Here is a 17,306-nt window from a genome sequence, read left to right on the forward strand (position 1 = left end):
ATTATGAATCTTGGTGTTGTCGGGCATGATAAAGAAATGTAACACTAAGCTCCATAAAAAACTCATGGAATCTACCGATGTTTACGGGAATTGTACAAGGCACAGCAAAAATCGTTTCAATTGAGAAAAAAGAAGAGTTTCAAACTCACACTATTTCACTCGCGGAAGAAAGCAGAGTTGGCCTGACTATAGGTGCATCAGTTGCTCATAACGGATGTTGTTTAACGGTAACCTCGATTGAAAATGAATTGGTCAAGTTTGATTTAATGCAAGCAACGCTTAAGTTGACTAACCTCGGTGAGTTAGCAGTCGGTGACTCTGTAAACATAGAGCGAGCCGCTAAATTTGGTGATGAAATTGGTGGGCATTCAATGTCTGGGCACATATCGCTAACCGCAGAGATAGACGAAGTGATTAATACACCGAACAATCGCACATTATGGTTTAGAATTGATAGATCAGCAATGAGGTATGTTTTAGAAAAAGGTTATGTTGGTCTAGATGGCTGTTCATTAACGATTGGAGAAGTTGAAAGTGATCGTTTTAGTGTCCACCTCATCCCTGAAACACTTGAACGTACGTTGTTTGGCGGAAGGAAAGTAAACGATAGAATTAATGTAGAATTTGATCCGCAAACACAAGCCATTGTTAACACCGTTGAGCGTGTATTGGCGCAGCGCCTTTAATCATAGTCACAATAGAATAAAAATAAGCGCCAAAAGGCGCTTATTTCACTATTAAGGTTAATGTTGGCATTAACTGTATGGCTCGTCTTCAATACAGGCCGTTAAGTTGATTTGATGTTGATTACTATCAATCAACATATTTAAATGAAATGCTCGGTGGCAATAAGGACAGTCGTCGTGAAAATCTTGGTTTCCGTCAGTAGGATCGAGAGTGAGGCCAATTGTATGTTCACAATGTGGGCACTGAACTTGTTTCTCTGTGTAATTTCGCATTGCGTACTCCCTAACATCTATGCAATACGATAATCTTAATCGTCCAAGTTAGTAATGGTCGTGAATTAAGTAGAAACTTTGAGTTAGGCCAAAAAAACAAGAGAAAATTTTCCCACTATTTTTTTGTCATTGTTTTATATAAGTTTAACTAAGGTATTGCCGATTGTTTTATTTGGTCTATGAATGCATTAGGCGCGAGTATTTGTTTTATTTCGTAAACTGAGCGCTTATTAAACTTAGATAGAAGGTTGCTATTCGATTAATTACCCCAATAGCTTATTGATACGGCAAAGAGACTATTCAAGTTTTCCCCCAAAGTAAACCGGCAAAACAGAAGGCCTATCTATGCAAGAGCAATCTCCACCTGATGAAACTGTTGAAGCTGAAGTTCAACAGAAGAGTGACAAAAGTAAAAACTTAAGTATCTTGTTTGAGCTAGTAAAATTTATTCATCCCTATAAAGGTCGCGTTGCTGCTGCATTGGTCGCGTTGGTGTTTACTGCATCTTTGACATTATCAGTCGGACATGGTGTTCGAATTTTAATCGATGAAGGTTTTACTCAGCAATCCATTGTTGATCTTGGAAATGCGATTAAGTTTATTCTTGTCGTTACCGTTCTTATTTCTATAGGGACATTCTTCCGTTTCTATCTCGTCTCATCGGTTGGTGAACGAGTCAGCGCGGATATTCGCCTCGCGGTGTTTAACCACGTGATCACCTTACACCCCAGCTATTTTGAAACCAATGGCAGTGGTGACATCATGTCACGTATCACTACTGATACAACGCTATTACAGAGCATTATTGGTTCCTCTTTTTCAATGGCAATGCGTAGTGCACTGATGTGTACGGGCGCGATTATCATGTTGTTTGCGACTAACGTAAAACTAACCTTAATAGTGTTGGCCTCTGTTCCCTTTATTCTTATTCCTATTTTGGTCTACGGCAGACGAGTAAGGGCGCTATCTCGTAAGAGTCAAGATTCGATGGCTGACGTAGGCAGTTATGCTGGAGAGGCCATTGAGCACATCAAGACGGTTCAAAGTTACAGCCATGAGGCACAAGAAAGAGAGTCTTTCGCGACTGAAGTAGAGAAGGCTTATGAAATTGGCCGTCAGCGTGTTAAGCAGCGCGCCATTCTGATTTCTGGTGTGATAGTCATTGTCTTTAGTGCCATCGCTGGCATGCTGTGGGTAGGTGGCAGCGATGTTATTAAAGGCACTATGTCAGCAGGCGACTTAGGCGCTTTTGTTTTTTATGCCATTATGGTTGCGTCCTCGTTAGCGACAATTTCTGAAGTGCTTGGTGAACTGCAACGTGCAGCGGGCGCAACGGAAAGGCTCATCGAAATACTTCAAGTGGAAAGCCATATCGTTGCACCCAAACAAAACATAGCGTCCCCTAAAGCGCTCAATGCGGAAGTGCTTTTTGATAACGTTACGTTTCATTATCCTTCTAGACCCGATCAAGCAGCGACCGATAAGCTGAATTTGAAAGCAGAAGAAGGAAAAGTGTTGGCACTTGTTGGTCCTTCTGGCGCAGGTAAAACTACGTTGTTTGAATTACTTCAACGCTTTTATGATCCTCAATTAGGCAACGTTACTTTAGGCGGTGTCGACATTCGTGACTTCGAACCAAACGAGTTGCGTCAGCAAATGGCATTAGTTCCTCAGCAACCGGCTTTATTTAGCAATGATGTGTACCATAATATTCGCTATGGCAATCCCAAAGCAACGGACGAACAAGTGATAGAAGCTGCTAAGAAAGCACATGCACATGAGTTTATTATGAAGCTTCCAGAAGGGTATAAAAGCTTTCTCGGCGAACGCGGCGTTAGGCTTTCTGGTGGTCAGCGACAACGTATCGCAATTGCTCGCGCAATATTGAAAGATCCTAACCTTTTACTGCTGGATGAAGCGACAAGCGCACTTGATAGCGAAAGCGAGCATCACGTTCAGTTAGCATTGGAGGAGTTAATGCGTGGGCGAACGACGTTAATCATTGCTCATCGCCTATCGACAATTAAGCATGCTGATAAGATTGCGGTTATGGACCAAGGACGTTTAATTGATGTGGGTGATCATAAGTCATTACTGACAAGCTGCGATTTATATCAGCGATTGGTAGAGCTTCAGTTTAAGCACATGGAACGTTAGGCGATTACTAAATAAGCATAACGATTTTATTTATGTATTAACGCTTTATTTATTCGGCTTGGTTCCATAGGATCACGTTTCCTTTACTACTAAGTCGTTATTTATTTATGCCGTTACCGTTTTTGAACGCCATTCCCGTCGGGCTACGCTATATGCTTATGTCCGCATTGGCGTTTTCACTTATGTCTGCTTGTGTCAAATTAGTCAGTCACCATGGAATCCCCGTTTTTGAAATCGTTGCTGCTAGGGCACTCGTTTCGCTTATCATCAGTTACATCGACGTACGCAGGAAAGGAATTTCACTTTGGGGCAACAATAAAAAGCTTCTTTTTGCCAGAGGGGCAGTGGGTTCACTAGCTCTTATTTGTGTCTATTTTGCCATAGCAACGTTGCCACTTGCTGAAGCGACCATACTTCAATATTTGCACCCAGTATTTACTGCAGTACTAGCCTTAGTGTTTTTGCGAGAGAGAATCCAGATTTCGACCATTATCTGTATTCTTTTCTGTTTAACTGGTTTGTATTTGATCGTGTCGCCAGGTGCTACATTAGCTGGTTCAATAGAGTTACCCGTTATAAGTGTTGCAGCAGCTTTATTCGGCGCGTTTGGTAGCGCGATTGCTTACGTTATCGTGAAAAAATTGAGTAGCACAGAAGATACCTCAGTGATCATCGTGTATTTCCCGTTAATTGCTTTACCTTTGTCACTTACCTTACTTGGCAGCGATTTTGTTGTGCCAAGCTTTGATGCCTTGATCCTACTTTTGTTTGTGGGGATTTTCACTCAAATAGGTCAGATAGGTTTAACCAAGGCGATGAAAGCTGAAGTTGCAAGTAAAGCAACGGCATTTTCCTACATACAGGTTGTCTTTTCTATTATCTTCGGCTGGCTGATCTTTAGTGAGATTCCGTCAACATGGACGTTAGCTGGTGGCAGTTTAATCATTATAGGTGCTTTGATAAATGTATTCGGTGGTCGAAGATCAAAACCACTTAAACCTAAAGAAGCTAGTTGATGATGGAAAGTTATAGGTAACAAAAAGCCGACATAGTGTCGGCTTTCTTATGCGTGTAATCTAAGGGTAGAGTGCGCTACAAACCTTGAACGTACTGAGCGTTTGTTCGAACTTGAACCATATTGTTCAACTGCTCTTGGGACCCTTCAACGTCATTAATCAACCCTTCAAAGTGTTTGATTAACTCGACCTTATTTTGCACTTCTTTTGAACCAGCACCGATATTTGTTAGGTCGATAAAGAACTCGTCGAATAAATCAGAGAAATCAGTAACAGCATCTTGGTTTAAGAACTGCTCGTGATTATAAATGCTCGGGTATCCACCTTTTTGCTTATCAACAGCAAATGAGATTCCTTTGACGTTCGTAATGGTAGTGGCTTTTTCACACTTCAGCATGCAGCCGGCTTCAATAGAAGGTTTGTTACAACCCACCGTTCTTTGGAAGAAACATTGGCGACTCGTCATCATTAAGATCGGGTGATAGATGCTGTAGAAAAGTTTAAAGTTCTCAGGGCGGCTAATGTGGCGAATCTGGCCTTTATTGATCTCGTTAGAGATGAAAGCCCCAGCACAGTTCAACTCTTCTTTTAGAGTGACGAGTGCATGAGAGTTAGTTGTATTCATGAACGGTCCTGCCACCCATTCAATACCCATCTCATAGGCCTTGTACGCGATACCAGTATTGTTGGTTACGATTCGTAGCGGTTTAATTTCTTCAAGTACACGGACCGCTTCATCATAATCTTTGCCAATCAGAACAGCTGGGAACCATGGAATTAATCGAGGGTTAGCAGCAAGAATATCGATGTATTTATTACAACGCTTCTTGAAGCTCTCTGGTAACTTGAAGTAAATATCAGCATCTGTTTCATTGCATAAATGTAGATCTTCAACGTCTGCAATAAGCATTGACAACGTAGGCTTATCATTCACTTTAGGATGCTTAGGCAGCGCTGGAACATCGACATGTTTAATCACATTTTTTGAGCCGTTTAGGATAAAATCGATTTCATCTTTCAGCTCAGTCACTTCTCTTAAAGGAATGCTTAACCCTTCATCCAACTCGTCGTAGTTGTAAGCTTCTAAAGTATGGACTGGGCTTTTCACTGACTTAAATCGTTTCTGTAATAGCTCTTGTGTGATTGCCTTTTCGCCAGCGATAGAAAGCAGAGACTTAGACTGAACCGTAAATGTTTCAGTGTTTGATTTGATTTCTACCATGAATGGCTTATCAATTTTTGCAACGAATGAAAATGTAAGCTCTGTTTTACTGATGTCCAGAAACTCAATCTTTTCACGCATCTCTACACCAATTTCATTTTTAGAGGTGTAAAGGTCACTAGTTACTTCTTGAATTTGTACAACCGAGATAGATTCATTTTCAGAGGTCGCTTTATCTACCGCATAGTTCACGCTGTTATCACGTGGATTATCGATAAACATGTCTTTCGTTAAGTTCCCTTTAAGGAAAGAGTTCGTAAAGTTTCGATTAAATACTTTATGAAGATTTGAATCATCTTCAATCAACAAGCCTTTTTCAACAAAGCTGTCGATCTGTTTACGCCATGTATCGACAACAGTATAAACATAGTGAGCGCCTTTAATGCGGCCTTCTACTTTCAGTGAATCGACTTTAGCATCAACTAACTCTGGCAAGTCATAATATGCAGAGTTGTCTTTTAAATTAAGTGGGTATTTATTACCGGCTTCGGTAATTTCATACTCATCGCGGCAAGCTTGGCTACAACGGCCACGGTTACCTGAATTACCAACACTTACTGAGCTGGAATAACATTGACCTGAGAAGGCAATACATAGCGCCCCATGGACAAAGACTTCTGTAAGAACATCATGGTCATGGGCAACTTCAGTAAGCATTTTAATCTCAGGAAGATTTAACTCACGAGACAAGTTCACACGTGTAGCACCGATTTTGGAAAGGAACTTAATCTGACCTTCGTTATGCGTTGTTAACTGAGTTGATGCGTGAACATCTAACGTAGGGAAGTGCTTCTTTACCAAATCAAACAAACCTAAGTCTTGAACGATGATTCCGTCTACTTTGGTATTGACTAGTTGGTTGAGTAATTTGCTGATGCTCTTAATTTCATGCTCTAAAAGCACAATATTTAGAGTAAGAAAAACTTCGCAGCCATATTGATGAGCAAGGCGAATGACACCGTTTAGTTCATCCATTGATAGGTTGGATGCTCGGTTACGTGCGTTGAAAGTGTCTAATCCACAATAAACTGCGTTCGCACCAGCGACGATAGCCGCTTTGATCGCTTCAACATCACCACCAGGGGCCAACAACTCAATTTTTCTGCTCATTTAGAAATCGCTCGTTTATAGACTTATAATTTTTTGAGCGCGTATTCTAACTAGATCACCTATTTATTGCCACAACTCTCTCTTTTATTGATTTAAATCAAATTTAGAATCTGAAGTTATTTCTCTGTTTTTTAAGGCAGTAGCGGTGGATTTTCTTTTGAAATTGGAGGTTTACTGGATTGGGCTGTAACAAAGGGATAGCGAACAAAGAATTAGGCAGAGACTGATGCTATTCAATCTCTACCTTGTATTTCAATACGTTAAGGCATGAGGCAGGGCATTAATAGCTTAATATATTCTTAATCAACTCTTCAGACTCTGCTAAGTAGTGGCCACCAAACTGGTTGTAGTGATTGAGTAGGTGGTAGAGGTTATAAATATCTTTACGCTCTGAGTAACCAAAATCTAATGGTAAAACGCTTTCGTAACCTTGGAAAAACTCTGGTTGAAAGCCACCAAAGAGTTCAGCCATAGCAATATCACACTCACGATCCCCCCAATAACAGGCGGGATCATAGCAGATTGGACCAAATGCGGAGTTAGCGACGTTACCATGCCAAAGATCGCCATGAAGCAGGGAAGGGCGAGGATGATGATTTGAAAGTAACTCTTTTACTGTGTCGGTAAACTCTGCAATGTTGACCAGTTCTATACCTTTCTCACGTAAAAGTTGCAGTTGCCAGCCAATACGCTGCTCTGCAAAGAATCGATGCCATTTACGATCCCATTTATTGGGTTGAAGCGTACTCCCGACGAAATTGTCTTGGTCATAACCAAACTCTTTTTGCTCACCCCAAGAATGAAGTTCGGCAAGCTGAGCACCAAATTTGTAGCTCTGTTTATTATCATCAAGCGGTTTAGTTGAAAGATAATTTAAAACGAGAAATGAATGGTCTTTACTGGTTCCCGTAAGAATGAGCTCTGGAACGTAGACAGTGGAAGTGCTGCGAAGAGATTTTATATTATCTGCTTCAATTAAATACTTACTGATGAAGTTTCTGGTGTTTGTTTTAACAAAATATCGTTGTTCACCATCACTTATCATGTAACATTCACTTATATCGCCTCCTTTAACTTTTGTACGCTCGGCTATCGTGAAATTAAACATGAGTGTATCAGAGAGCTGTTGAGTCAGTGCTTGCCACATAGTAAAAATCCTTCAGATAAGTACTTATTTATAATCAGTTTAGGACAATAAACTTCGCTTTTCTGATTCTGCTTTCAAAGAACCGTATTAATTGTATTCATTTTTGAGAAAAAGGCCTGAAATGTGACTTTAATCAAATAGGTTCATAATGATAAACATGGCCTAGTTTGCTTAATTTCTAAGTTGATGACAAAAAGAACACTGACTCATGTTTTTTGGCACTGCGGTCACGCAATTTGAATACAATTTAGATATTTCGATCTCTATCCTATTTACTGTTTTTTGACTGATCCATACGCCAATATTTGACAGCTACTCCATTAGTTCGCTTTAAAGCGTACTCATCACTATATTCAGGTTGTTAAAACTTGTAGAGTTGTCTTAATATTAGGTGTGAGTCTATTCTCAATGTATGCAGTAACTCGGAGATTTTAGTGTGGTTGTAGAAACCGATGGATATTTAGCCTTAATCGAACATTTAGCCTTTAACTTGGATGTCTTCACATCAAGAGATGGGGATACCGGGGCAGAAAGTGTTGAAGATGTCGCGACAGATATGGTCGCGAGTAATATCATGGCAATTTTTGAGCAAAACCCTGAGCTGCACTCTAGTGTTCGCTTCCAGCTACTAAAAGAAGCTGATTCGGTTGTAGAAGATTTGGGTGAAGTCTTAGCAGGCGTGTGGGGAAGACCCGCAACCAATGAACAAATCACCTTTTTGGACGAATATATAGCGCTAGTCAAAAACCTTTTCGATGTTGCAGTCGCAACTTACGATTAAGCGTTAGTCACTAATTAAACTGAGGCGGGTGTTCTACTCGCCTAAAATGCCAAAATTTAGATGCCCAATAGGGGTTATCCACTCTAGAAATGATCACCCCTTTAGACGTTGACGCATGTAAAAATTGGCGCTCGCCTAAATACACACCCACATGACGGGTAGTTCTCGACGTTTTGAAAAAGATTAAATCTCCAATTGAGGCATCGTTATAGTTAACCGAAGATCCAAGTTTGCTTTGATGCAATGTCGTTCTTGGCAAAGTTACATTTAACGCGTCTCTATATGCTACCTGTACAAATGCCGAGCAATCTATTCCCTGAAATGAATTCCCGCCCAATCGGTAAGGTACACCTTCCCATCGATTGTAGACACTAAGAAAAGCGTTTTTCGTTTTCTTTTCATAGCTTGATAGATTGGACGATTGACTCGCGGCACTGGAGTGGATGCTCGCAGTTTTAGCTGGAGTTGAACTGGTTGCACAACCTGTAATAAGAGAAAAAGTGATAGTAACTAGCACAACTGACTGAAATTTAATCATATGTAATATTTTCGAAATAGTGTTGAAATTAATTTGTAATACTAAACGCCTAGCATCGACAGCTAACAAATGTTGCTAGAGTCAGCCAGTAAAGTCCATGAAAGCAAAGACAACCAAATCATCGTCCGTATCGTTAGTCCAAACGATTAACGTCGTTTTTCTCATCATATTAGTGTTAATCGCGATCTTCTCTTTCATTAGTTTTAAAAGCGTTGAACGAGTTGGTAAAGAGTTTAGTGTTTTATCAGAAGAAGCGCTGCCACTGGCTATTAATAATGCCAACTTGACCCAGACAATTTTGGAGCAGGTAAAGCAGTTAAGTTATGCCACTCAACTAACAACCATTGAACAATTACAAAGCAATCAAGCCACGGTCTCGACACTGACAAAGCAAAGTAACCGATTACTTAATAACGTAAGTCAGCTTTCTGCAAGCTTCACTAATATCGATGGCCAAAGACAGCAAACACAAGATACGTTTGAACTTAATAGCAAAGTTGAACAGCTCAACCTTTTATCCGGTGATGTACTGTCAACGCAACTGGCGTTATTACAACAACAAAGTATTATTAATGATCAGGTAGGATCTTTCCGCTACGGTTTGAGCTCTATTGGGCCAGAAATGAATCGCATCTCTTCGTTTCTATCAAATGACAATCCAACATCATCAGATGCCGCGAACCGCTTTATCGCGAGTGCAAGCTCCTTAGAAAGCACCTTCTTAATGCTCATGATGCAAAGTGATCTTGAAAAAGCAGAAACAGAGTATCAAGAAATGCGAAATCGAATAGCTGGAATCAAATTAGCGTATGACGACTTTAAAGATTGGCACCCAGATATCGAAGAGTTCGCAAGCTTAACGACACCTTACGTCATGGTAAATGAAGGATTTCAAGATAATGGGATTCTAAAGAATATCATTGCCAAGCTAGAGCTAATGGAAGCACAAAGGACTCAAGTCGCGAGAGTGGTAACTTTAGCGGACGAAACCATTGCAGAATTAGAGTCTATCTCCCAAACCGCACTTACCCTTATTGAACAGCGTGAACAAGCGGTCAATGACACTATTGCTTCAACTTTTTATCGCCTATTCGTCATTGGCGCGATTATAGCTGTTCTCATTATTAGTTTTGGTATCGGGATTCGTGGCTGGCTTAACCGAAGCTTAAAGAACATCAAACATCACTTAACGTTGCTTACTGACCACAATCTATCATCGAGCGTTCCGATGGTAGGCCCATTTGAATTTCAAGAAGTGGCTCGTAAACTTAATCAGGTGATCGAATCGACACGAGAATCTATTTCAACAGTGACGCGAAATTGTGAAACCTTGTATCAAACAGCTGAAATCAGCTATGACGCAGCAGAAAGTTCGAGCAAGACGCTTATCAAACAAAATGAATCTCTCGCGAGTATGGTGACAACGGTCACTGAACTAGAAGCATCCATCCGTGAAATTTCAACGATTACCACTGAATCTTATAAAGATTCTCGGCATGCGACCGATCAATCAACTCGTGGTTTAGAAGTAGTTGAACAAAATAGGCAGCGACTAGAGAAACTGGAAGTTACGTTAGATCTCAATGAATCTTCAATGGTGGAACTAGACCATCGTGTAAAACAAATTCGCGAAATGGTCGAGCTTATTTCTGGTATCGCAGAGAATACCAATTTGCTTGCTCTTAATGCAGCTATAGAAGCCGCGAGAGCAGGTGAACAGGGCAGAGGTTTTGCTGTGGTTGCTGACGAAGTACGCCAATTGGCGAGTGGTACATCTCAACAAACTGAGAATATCCGAGTGAAGATGAATCAATTGATTGCAGCGGCTGATAAATCTCGTCAGGCCGTTGAAGAATCACGTCGAGAAATGGCATCAGCATTAGCTTCTAGTGTTGAAGTAAAAACCACCTTCAATGACATTGAACTTGCAGTAAACCACATTCAAACACGGGTAGAACAAATCACTATCGCGACGGAAGAGCAAGAAAGAGCAACGACAGACGTCAGCGAATCGATCACTCATATTTCTGTTCAGGGCGAAGAGACCAAGCATCAACTTCAATCAATGGTAGAAAGCTCAGAGCAGGTTGCTGAAATTGCAGGACACCAGCAAGCAATGCTTCATAAATACACGCTCTAAGCTCTACAGAAGAATTGACTCAACCTTTACGAAAGGGTTGAGTCAGTATTTTATCTAACCATTGCTCTCTAGTTGTTCGGAACTTAGGCAATCCAATCGTCATTTCATCATGTCCAAGCGACGGCTGAGCAATGTAAGTCTTAAACAACCTATCCCAAATCGACAAGAAAAACCCAAAGTTGGAGTGTGTTTCTTTCACGATAATCGAGTGATGTACTCGGTGCATGTCGGGGGTGACAATTAATTTCCTCATTGCTTTGTCGACTGGCATATAGAGGCGAGCATTGCTGTGATTAAACATAGCGCTCACATTGAGTATGACTTCGAAGATCACAACCGCTGTTGCTGGAATACCCAGTGACATAACGATGACGATTTTGATGAGCATAGACAAGATAATTTCAATCGGGTGAAAACGCGATCCTGTCGTCATATCAATATCTTGATCAGCATGGTGAACCTGATGCAATCTCCACAGGATAGGAACACGGTGAAAAATAACGTGCTGGCAATAAATAGCAAGATCGAGTACCAGTATAGAAAATATCAGCGTAGGAATGATTGGCAGAGATATTTGGTTTAGTAAACCGATGTTTTGCTGTGCAGAATAGACTGCAGCTTGATAGGCGACAACGGGCAGTAGAATCGATACTAGAGCACTGCTCAGTGATACTAGCGCTATGTTGTTAATCCAACGTACCCATTTACTTTGTGTGAGCGATTTTTTAGGTAATACCCATTCCCATGCTGCACACAATACAAACGTTAAAATAAAAAACATCAATCTTACTAATTCAGGATTTGCCATTCTTTCTCGTACCTCGGGTATTACTAAGTGACAGCATGCTTTGCTTCTTACCGTACTGTAAGTACAATGCCGTCAACTTTCTAGTACTAATCAAATGCCATGAGAATTCACGCTTTCCATCACCTGTATCAATATCGTCAAAGTCAGTCCACACGAGCTTTTAATGCTCGAGGTTCAAAAATAGAACGTTGTGGTTATTGCCAAGTCGCAACTAAGCATTGTTTGTGTGCGTTTCAGCCAGATGTTGATACCAACGTCGCGGCAATGCTGATTGTGTCTGAGAACGAGGTATTCAAACCGAGTAATACTGGAAGACTGATCGCCGATGTAGTGAAGAATACCAGTGTCTTTCAATGGAATAGAACCGAACCTGACGCTGAGATGTTGGCTCAATTAAACGATCCAAATTTCTATCCAGTCATTATTTTTCCTGAAGATTATGTAGATGATAAAGCTCGACTTGTTTCAGATGAAATTGAATTAAAAACAAACTCTCTACAATCGGGTGGAACGCCACTACTGATTTTTATTGATGGCAGTTGGCGTGAAGCTAGGAAGATATTTAGAAAGTCAGACTATCTTACCAAGCTACCTGTATTCTCAATCAAACCAGAGTCTGTTTCTCAATACTTAATGAGAAAATCTGACAACGAAGATCATCTGTCCACAGCGGAAGTCGCGTCTATAGTTTTATCGAAGGTTAATGAAGAAAGCGCAGCGAATGTCTTAGAAATGTGGTTTGAAACATTCCGAGAAAGTTACTTGCTCACCAAGACTAGACTAAAGCCAGATCTTACGAAACCTGCATTGAAACGTTTCCTCACCGAAGTGAAATTCGAGAAGTAACTCTAATAAATGAAAACTAGGTGGCTTAACTATGAACAGTTGCATTGATGGGCCGAATAAATAGATCGCATGTCACGGTTTGTAGGCTGATCTATGTGGATAATGTGAAGAGAATAACTTTTAGCTCCTCTTTTGGGTGCTTTTTATGGAGAGAATTGCATGTTTTACGGCTTTGATGTGGGTGGTACTAAAATTGAGTTTGGTGCTTTTGATGAAGAACTAAACAGAGTTGCAACAGAACGAGTACCAACACCTACTGACGATTATCCACTACTCGTTGAAACCATCACGGAGATTGTTAAAAAGTACGACCTGCAGTTTAATTGTGAAGGAAAGGTCGGTCTTGGGCTTCCTGGTATGGAAGATGCTGATGATGCGACAGTACTGACTGTTAATGTTCCTGCTGCTAAGGGCAAACCGCTACGTGCTGATTTAGAGAAAAGCTTGGGTCGTAGCGTAAAAATTGAGAATGACGCTAACTGTTTCGCTCTTTCTGAAGCGTGGGATGATGAACTTAAAGACGAGCCAAGTGTTTTAGGGCTTATCCTTGGCACGGGTTTTGGTGGCGGTCTTATCTATGACGGTAAAGTATTTGGTGGACGAAATAACGTTGCGGGCGAAATTGGCCACACACGTTTACCGATTGATGCTTGGTTCCACCTTGGCGAAAATGCACCGTTGCTTGGTTGCGGATGTGGTAAGAAAGGTTGCCTAGACAGCTACCTATCTGGTCGTGGCTTTGAGCTACTTTATGACCATTACTATGGTGAAAAGAAAAAAGCGATAGAAATAATCAAAGCAAATGCAGAAGGGGATGCAAATGCTGTAGAGCATGTTGATCGCTTTATGGAGCTGCTAGCTATCTGTTTCGCTAATATCTTTAGCGCAAACGACCCACATGTTGTTGCTTTAGGTGGCGGTTTATCTAACTTTGAACTCATCTATGAAGAGATGCCAAAGCGTATACCTAAATACCTGCTGTCAGTAGCTAAATGCCCTAAAATCATCAAAGCGAAACATGGCGATTCAGGCGGTGTTCGTGGTGCGGCATTCTTAAATATTAAATAAATGCTTTCATATGAAATCAATAAAAAATGGCTTGCAGTTGCAAGCCATTTTTAGTTTATAAATCGTTCTGACGATTATGGTAACGGGTTATTTTTTACCAACACCAACGTTATCTTTTTGCTTCAAGGTTATTTTACCAAAACCTAGGCGCTGAAAGTGATTGTCACGATAATTGCGTACAGCTTTCGTATCGGAAATCGCTTCAATCTGTTGTTCCATTTTTAGGAAGCCAGAGATATCAATCCCTTCAGCTTCAGCCACAGCTTCATGAATATTACGGTGCTTTTCATACGAAAATGTTAACTCTTTATTCTCATCTTTGTATGTATAAAGGATCGTGCGTACCATAGTATTGTTCTCAAATAAATTGGATTGTGCTCAAATAAAAAGCCGGAAAACCAGCTTTTATGAATTCGTTTGACTATAGAAATAGTTAGTTCGGTTAGATTCTGCCTTGAAGCGGTATAATTGTCACGCTTTCTCCAACTTTTACGGTATCTACTGCCGGAGAAACTTCAATCAAACAGTTTGCCTCGCTCATTGAACGTAAAATCCCTGAGCCTTGTTTGCCTGTTGTCGATACTGAAATAGTCCCTGAATCATCAACACTATAAACACCGCGGCTAAATTCAGTACGTCCAATGCGAGAGCGTAGTGGCTCAGAGGCTACAGCTGGAACTTTTAGCGGCTGCCAGTTCTGCTGGCCTTGCATCTTTCTAATTGCAGGCTCAACAAAATTGATGAATGAGACCATCACAGCTACAGGGTTACCCGGTAGACCGAAAAATGGCTTATCGTCAATGTGACCAAAAGCAAGAGGACGACCTGGACGCATATTGATACGCCAGAAGTCTATGTTCCCGAGCTTCTCTAAGGCTAGCTTTATATAATCGGCATCACCGACAGAAACACCACCAGATGTTAGAATGAGATCCGCCTGCTCTGATGACTTTTCTAAAGCATCAATCATTAGCTGTTCATTATCTTCCAAAATTCCAAAATCGATAACATCACAGCCGAGCTTCTCAAGTAATCCCATTAAAACAAAACGATTCGAATCGTAAATCGTATTGGCTTTCTGTTCACTTCCCGGCGCTTGAACTTCATCTCCGGTTGAGAATATCGCAACACGAAGTGGTTTTTTGACATTACAGTGAGCAAAACCTAACGATGCTAACATACCCATTTCTGGTGCCTGTATGCGCGTACCTTTGGTAAACACAGTTTGCCCTTCGGAAAGATCTTCACCCGCTTGGCGAACGTTCTGCTTAGCTTTAATGTTTCCACCAGAGAAGGTTACCGTGTCACCACTGTCAATTGCTTGCTCACGCATTACAACGGTATCACCAGCCAATGGAGTAGGTGCACCCGTCATTATTTTAACCGCTTCACCTTTCTTTAATTCGCAGTCATAAGAGTAACCGGCCAGAACTTCCCCAACCACTTTGTATTCATCACAATCGAGGTCATCACTTCGGATCGCATAACCATCCATCGCTGAATTGGTGTATTGAGGAACATTAATCGGAGAGATAACATCACTAGCTAAGACTCGACCGTAACTGTTTTCAATTGGCGTCGACTCCTTCAACGTAACGCTTGATACCATCGATAAGATTTTGTCTTGACCTTCTTGAACCGATAAAAAGGCAGGGGACAAAATGTCACAACATGTTGATGCAGCCTTTGCTGTCTCTTGTTCACTCACATTGTTGAATGACTTTGCGTAATCCAAAACGAACTGACATATGCCTTCTAGATCATCAATACTTAACTGAGGTAAGCTGCTTTCTACTCGAGTGTCGGCCGCAATTGCAATGATGTTATTGTCGTGAGGATAAATCCAAGGCTTACCGACAACTTCTCTGTGTAGCTCTATTTTAGGGAAAGCTATATTTTTACAACCTTCAACTAATATCAGATCCAGTTTGCTGGAATCAAAGCGAGTCAATAGATAATCAAACTCGGCTTCTGCATCCTCAGTCTCGGTCATCAGTGCATGTCGGTTACGAGATGCAATCAGCATTTGAGACGCGCCCGCTTTTCTTAGGCGATAGCTATCTTTACCAGGTTCGTCCACATCGAAATCGTGATGGGCATGTTTGAGTACACCAATCTTCAACCCCATTTTAACTAACATCGGTAACAGCGCTTCAAGTAGCGTTGTTTTTCCCGTTCCTGAATAAGCAGCAAATCCCAAAAGAGGCAGTTGAGTAGAATGTTTGATCATGACTGGAGTGCTCCAAATTGCGTAAGTTCTTCTGGGGTATTAAGGTTTAGGAAACAGTTGGGGGAATCACTAAAATCGACATATTCTGTGCGACATTCGTTGTAGAGCAAAATGATCTTTCGGTCGCCACGCTGCAAAAATGCATTGAGTTTATGAAGAACACGCTTATTAAAAAGGGTAAACACTGGCTGTTTAAATTCACCATCGTGAGCGACTAAAATATCCACATCATCTGTGACCTGTTGACTAAAGCGTTTGACTAAATCGGTATTGATTAATGGACTATCACACGGAACAAAGCCAACCCAATCAGTATCAGAGTGAGTGAGACCTGCATGGATGCCGCCTAATGGCCCGGGGTACCCTTCAAATTGATCATTTATAACGGGTGCGATTTTTCTATAGGTGTCTAAATTTCTATTAGCATTAATCGTAATCGTATCAGTTTGCGTCTGTAATCGTTCGAACACATGCTGAATTAAAGGTTTTCCATCAAGGTTGATTAGTCCTTTATCTTGGCCGCCCATTCGAGTGGCTTGCCCACCAGCTAAAATAACCCAACTAATTTGCTCGGGTGCTAACATACGAATTCTCTTGTTCTAAATCTGGGATTACGTGCAATAGCGGTGATTCGATAAGTGTTGATTCTTTTATCCACCACTGTTTACGACATAGTTGTGTGAGGGCGTTAGTCTGATGGCTAGTGATAACCAAACTAGAGCCTCTACTAATTAAATCTTTTGCCAAGATAACCAAGCGTTGAATCGATTCTTCATCAAGGGATGCGCTTGGTTCGTCCATTAACAAAATAGATGGTTTCAGTATCCATGCTCTTGCCATTGCGACTCGTTGCTTTTCTCCGCCTGATAATACCGATATATGCTCATCAGCTAAAGTTTCTAGCCCGACCATTCTCAATGCTGTGATGACTTGCACACGTTTATCGATATTTGACTGCTTTTGGAAGCGAATTCCATAAACGACATTTTGATAGACTGTGCCATCAAAGAGGTAAGGGGACTGATGTAGGTAGACCACATCCTTGTGGCCACCACATGACGTTAAGCGATGAAGCCAGTTTTTATTGGGCGTTAGTATTTTCCCTGAGCTAGGTTTAACAAGGCCCGATAAAATCTTGAGTAATGTGGTTTTGCCTACACCATTATCACCTTTCAGATAGATGACATCACTAGGACCAATAGCCAGTTCTGGAATATGGAATAGCACTCGCTCTTTAAAGCGCATCGATAATTGCTGTGTTGTTATTTTTATTGTCATACAGCC

General features: G+C 41.1%; 16 protein-coding genes. 7 read left to right on the plus strand and 9 right to left on the minus strand.

Annotation, left to right across the window (positions count from 1 at the left end; genetic code table 11):
• The first annotated feature begins 77 nt into the window (after nucleotides 1-77).
• A complete protein-coding gene (locus L4C54_RS00720; RefSeq protein ID WP_428806689.1) occupies nucleotides 78-686 on the plus strand; it encodes a riboflavin synthase subunit alpha in 609 nt (202 codons plus the stop codon).
• A 69-nt stretch (nucleotides 687-755) separates the two neighbouring features.
• Here the strand turns inward: L4C54_RS00720 and L4C54_RS00725 are convergent, their stop codons facing one another.
• Nucleotides 756-959, minus strand: a complete 204-nt coding sequence (locus L4C54_RS00725) for a zinc ribbon domain-containing protein (RefSeq protein WP_428806690.1) — start codon at nucleotides 957-959, stop codon at nucleotides 756-758.
• 345 nt (nucleotides 960-1,304) lie between these two features.
• Between L4C54_RS00725 and L4C54_RS00730 the strand changes: the two genes are divergently transcribed.
• Together L4C54_RS00730 and L4C54_RS00735 are read left to right on the plus strand one after the other, a co-directional pair.
• The gene (locus L4C54_RS00730; protein WP_428806691.1) at nucleotides 1,305-3,116 is read left to right on the plus strand and encodes an ABC transporter ATP-binding protein/permease; all 1,812 of its coding nucleotides are present in this window, start codon (nucleotides 1,305-1,307) and stop codon (nucleotides 3,114-3,116) included.
• 107 nt (nucleotides 3,117-3,223) lie between these two features.
• Nucleotides 3,224-4,132, plus strand: a complete 909-nt coding sequence (locus L4C54_RS00735) for a DMT family transporter (RefSeq protein ID WP_428806692.1) — start codon at nucleotides 3,224-3,226, stop codon at nucleotides 4,130-4,132.
• 76 nt (nucleotides 4,133-4,208) lie between these two features.
• Here L4C54_RS00735 and L4C54_RS00740 read toward each other — a convergent pair whose 3' ends face one another.
• Together L4C54_RS00740 and L4C54_RS00745 are read right to left on the minus strand one after the other, a co-directional pair.
• Entirely contained in the window at nucleotides 4,209-6,464 is a 2,256-nt protein-coding gene (locus L4C54_RS00740) for a peptidase U32 family protein (RefSeq protein ID WP_428806693.1), read from the minus strand.
• Between the two features lie 280 nt (nucleotides 6,465-6,744).
• Nucleotides 6,745-7,611: a fructosamine kinase family protein gene (locus L4C54_RS00745; RefSeq protein ID WP_428802045.1), complete on the minus strand. Its 867-nt coding sequence runs from the start codon at nucleotides 7,609-7,611 to the stop codon at nucleotides 6,745-6,747.
• A gap of 436 nt (nucleotides 7,612-8,047) precedes the next feature.
• Here L4C54_RS00745 and L4C54_RS00750 point away from each other — a divergent pair, with 436 nt between their 5' ends.
• A complete protein-coding gene (locus L4C54_RS00750) occupies nucleotides 8,048-8,392 on the plus strand; it encodes a DUF3802 family protein (RefSeq protein ID WP_428802044.1) in 345 nt (114 codons plus the stop codon).
• Nucleotides 8,393-8,402: 10 nt separating this feature from the next.
• On the opposite strand, the gene L4C54_RS00755 is transcribed toward L4C54_RS00750, so the two are convergent.
• Nucleotides 8,403-8,927 carry an NlpC/P60 family protein gene (locus L4C54_RS00755; RefSeq protein ID WP_428807379.1) on the minus strand — a complete coding sequence of 175 codons (525 nt, stop codon included), beginning with the start codon at nucleotides 8,925-8,927 and terminating at the stop codon, nucleotides 8,403-8,405.
• 100 nt (nucleotides 8,928-9,027) lie between these two features.
• Between L4C54_RS00755 and L4C54_RS00760 the strand changes: the two genes are divergently transcribed.
• A complete protein-coding gene (locus tag L4C54_RS00760; RefSeq protein ID WP_428806694.1) occupies nucleotides 9,028-11,070 on the plus strand; it encodes a methyl-accepting chemotaxis protein in 2,043 nt (680 codons plus the stop codon).
• A 19-nt stretch (nucleotides 11,071-11,089) separates the two neighbouring features.
• On the opposite strand, the gene L4C54_RS00765 is transcribed toward L4C54_RS00760, so the two are convergent.
• Nucleotides 11,090-11,878 carry a sterol desaturase family protein gene (locus L4C54_RS00765; protein ID WP_428806695.1) on the minus strand — a complete coding sequence of 263 codons (789 nt, stop codon included), beginning with the start codon at nucleotides 11,876-11,878 and terminating at the stop codon, nucleotides 11,090-11,092.
• Nucleotides 11,879-11,977: 99 nt separating this feature from the next.
• On the opposite strand from L4C54_RS00765, the gene L4C54_RS00770 reads away from it, so the two are divergent.
• Complete coding sequence (locus tag L4C54_RS00770) at nucleotides 11,978-12,724, plus strand: tRNA-uridine aminocarboxypropyltransferase (protein WP_428806696.1); 747 nt, start codon at nucleotides 11,978-11,980, stop codon at nucleotides 12,722-12,724.
• Between the two features lie 159 nt (nucleotides 12,725-12,883).
• Nucleotides 12,884-13,792: an N-acetylglucosamine kinase gene (gene nagK / locus L4C54_RS00775; protein WP_428806697.1), complete on the plus strand. Its 909-nt coding sequence runs from the start codon at nucleotides 12,884-12,886 to the stop codon at nucleotides 13,790-13,792.
• A gap of 87 nt (nucleotides 13,793-13,879) precedes the next feature.
• Here the strand turns inward: nagK and L4C54_RS00780 are convergent, their stop codons facing one another.
• The 4 genes from L4C54_RS00780 to L4C54_RS00795 all read right to left on the minus strand — a co-directional run bounded on the left by L4C54_RS00780 (nucleotide 13,880) and on the right by L4C54_RS00795 (nucleotide 17,300).
• Nucleotides 13,880-14,140, minus strand: coding sequence for a DUF2960 domain-containing protein (locus L4C54_RS00780; protein ID WP_428806698.1), 261 nt, complete (start codon nucleotides 14,138-14,140; stop codon nucleotides 13,880-13,882).
• Between the two features lie 94 nt (nucleotides 14,141-14,234).
• Nucleotides 14,235-16,022 (minus strand): bifunctional molybdopterin-guanine dinucleotide biosynthesis adaptor protein MobB/molybdopterin molybdotransferase MoeA, encoded by a 1,788-nt coding sequence (locus L4C54_RS00785; RefSeq protein ID WP_428806699.1) that lies wholly within the window; start codon nucleotides 16,020-16,022, stop codon nucleotides 14,235-14,237.
• The gene (gene mobA / locus L4C54_RS00790; RefSeq protein WP_428806700.1) at nucleotides 16,019-16,606 is read right to left on the minus strand and encodes a molybdenum cofactor guanylyltransferase MobA; all 588 of its coding nucleotides are present in this window, start codon (nucleotides 16,604-16,606) and stop codon (nucleotides 16,019-16,021) included. Before mobA ends, L4C54_RS00785 begins: the two co-directional genes overlap by 4 nt.
• On the minus strand, nucleotides 16,584-17,300 hold the full coding sequence (locus L4C54_RS00795) for an energy-coupling factor ABC transporter ATP-binding protein (protein WP_428806701.1): 717 nt from the start codon (nucleotides 17,298-17,300) through the stop codon (nucleotides 16,584-16,586). The genes mobA and L4C54_RS00795 overlap by 23 nt, the downstream gene beginning before the upstream one ends.
• Between the last annotated feature and the right edge of the window lie 6 nt (nucleotides 17,301-17,306).

The organism is Vibrio lamellibrachiae, from assembly GCF_050337265.1.
Classification (GTDB): Bacteria; Pseudomonadota; Gammaproteobacteria; order Enterobacterales; family Vibrionaceae; genus Vibrio; species Vibrio kyushuensis.

Bases quoted from the DNA above. Each gene is read 5' to 3' on its own strand.
- L4C54_RS00725 (WP_428806690.1), bottom strand. From the start codon at position 959: ATGCGAAATTACACAGAGAAACAAGTTCAGTGCCCACATTGTGAACAT.
- L4C54_RS00795 (WP_428806701.1), bottom strand. From the start codon at position 17,300: ATGACAATAAAAATAACAACACAGCAATTATCGATGCGCTTTAAAGAG.
- L4C54_RS00760 (WP_428806694.1), top strand. From the start codon at position 9,028: ATGAAAGCAAAGACAACCAAATCATCGTCCGTATCGTTAGTCCAAACG.
- L4C54_RS00765 (WP_428806695.1), bottom strand. From the start codon at position 11,878: ATGGCAAATCCTGAATTAGTAAGATTGATGTTTTTTATTTTAACGTTT.
- nagK (WP_428806697.1), top strand. From the start codon at position 12,884: ATGTTTTACGGCTTTGATGTGGGTGGTACTAAAATTGAGTTTGGTGCT.
- L4C54_RS00785 (WP_428806699.1), bottom strand. From the start codon at position 16,022: ATGATCAAACATTCTACTCAACTGCCTCTTTTGGGATTTGCTGCTTAT.
- L4C54_RS00740 (WP_428806693.1), bottom strand. From the start codon at position 6,464: ATGAGCAGAAAAATTGAGTTGTTGGCCCCTGGTGGTGATGTTGAAGCG.
- L4C54_RS00735 (WP_428806692.1), top strand. From the start codon at position 3,224: ATGCCGTTACCGTTTTTGAACGCCATTCCCGTCGGGCTACGCTATATG.
- L4C54_RS00720 (WP_428806689.1), top strand. From the start codon at position 78: ATGTTTACGGGAATTGTACAAGGCACAGCAAAAATCGTTTCAATTGAG.
- mobA (WP_428806700.1), bottom strand. From the start codon at position 16,606: ATGTTAGCACCCGAGCAAATTAGTTGGGTTATTTTAGCTGGTGGGCAA.
- L4C54_RS00780 (WP_428806698.1), bottom strand. From the start codon at position 14,140: ATGGTACGCACGATCCTTTATACATACAAAGATGAGAATAAAGAGTTA.
- L4C54_RS00730 (WP_428806691.1), top strand. From the start codon at position 1,305: ATGCAAGAGCAATCTCCACCTGATGAAACTGTTGAAGCTGAAGTTCAA.
- L4C54_RS00770 (WP_428806696.1), top strand. From the start codon at position 11,978: ATGAGAATTCACGCTTTCCATCACCTGTATCAATATCGTCAAAGTCAG.
- L4C54_RS00745 (WP_428802045.1), bottom strand. From the start codon at position 7,611: ATGTGGCAAGCACTGACTCAACAGCTCTCTGATACACTCATGTTTAAT.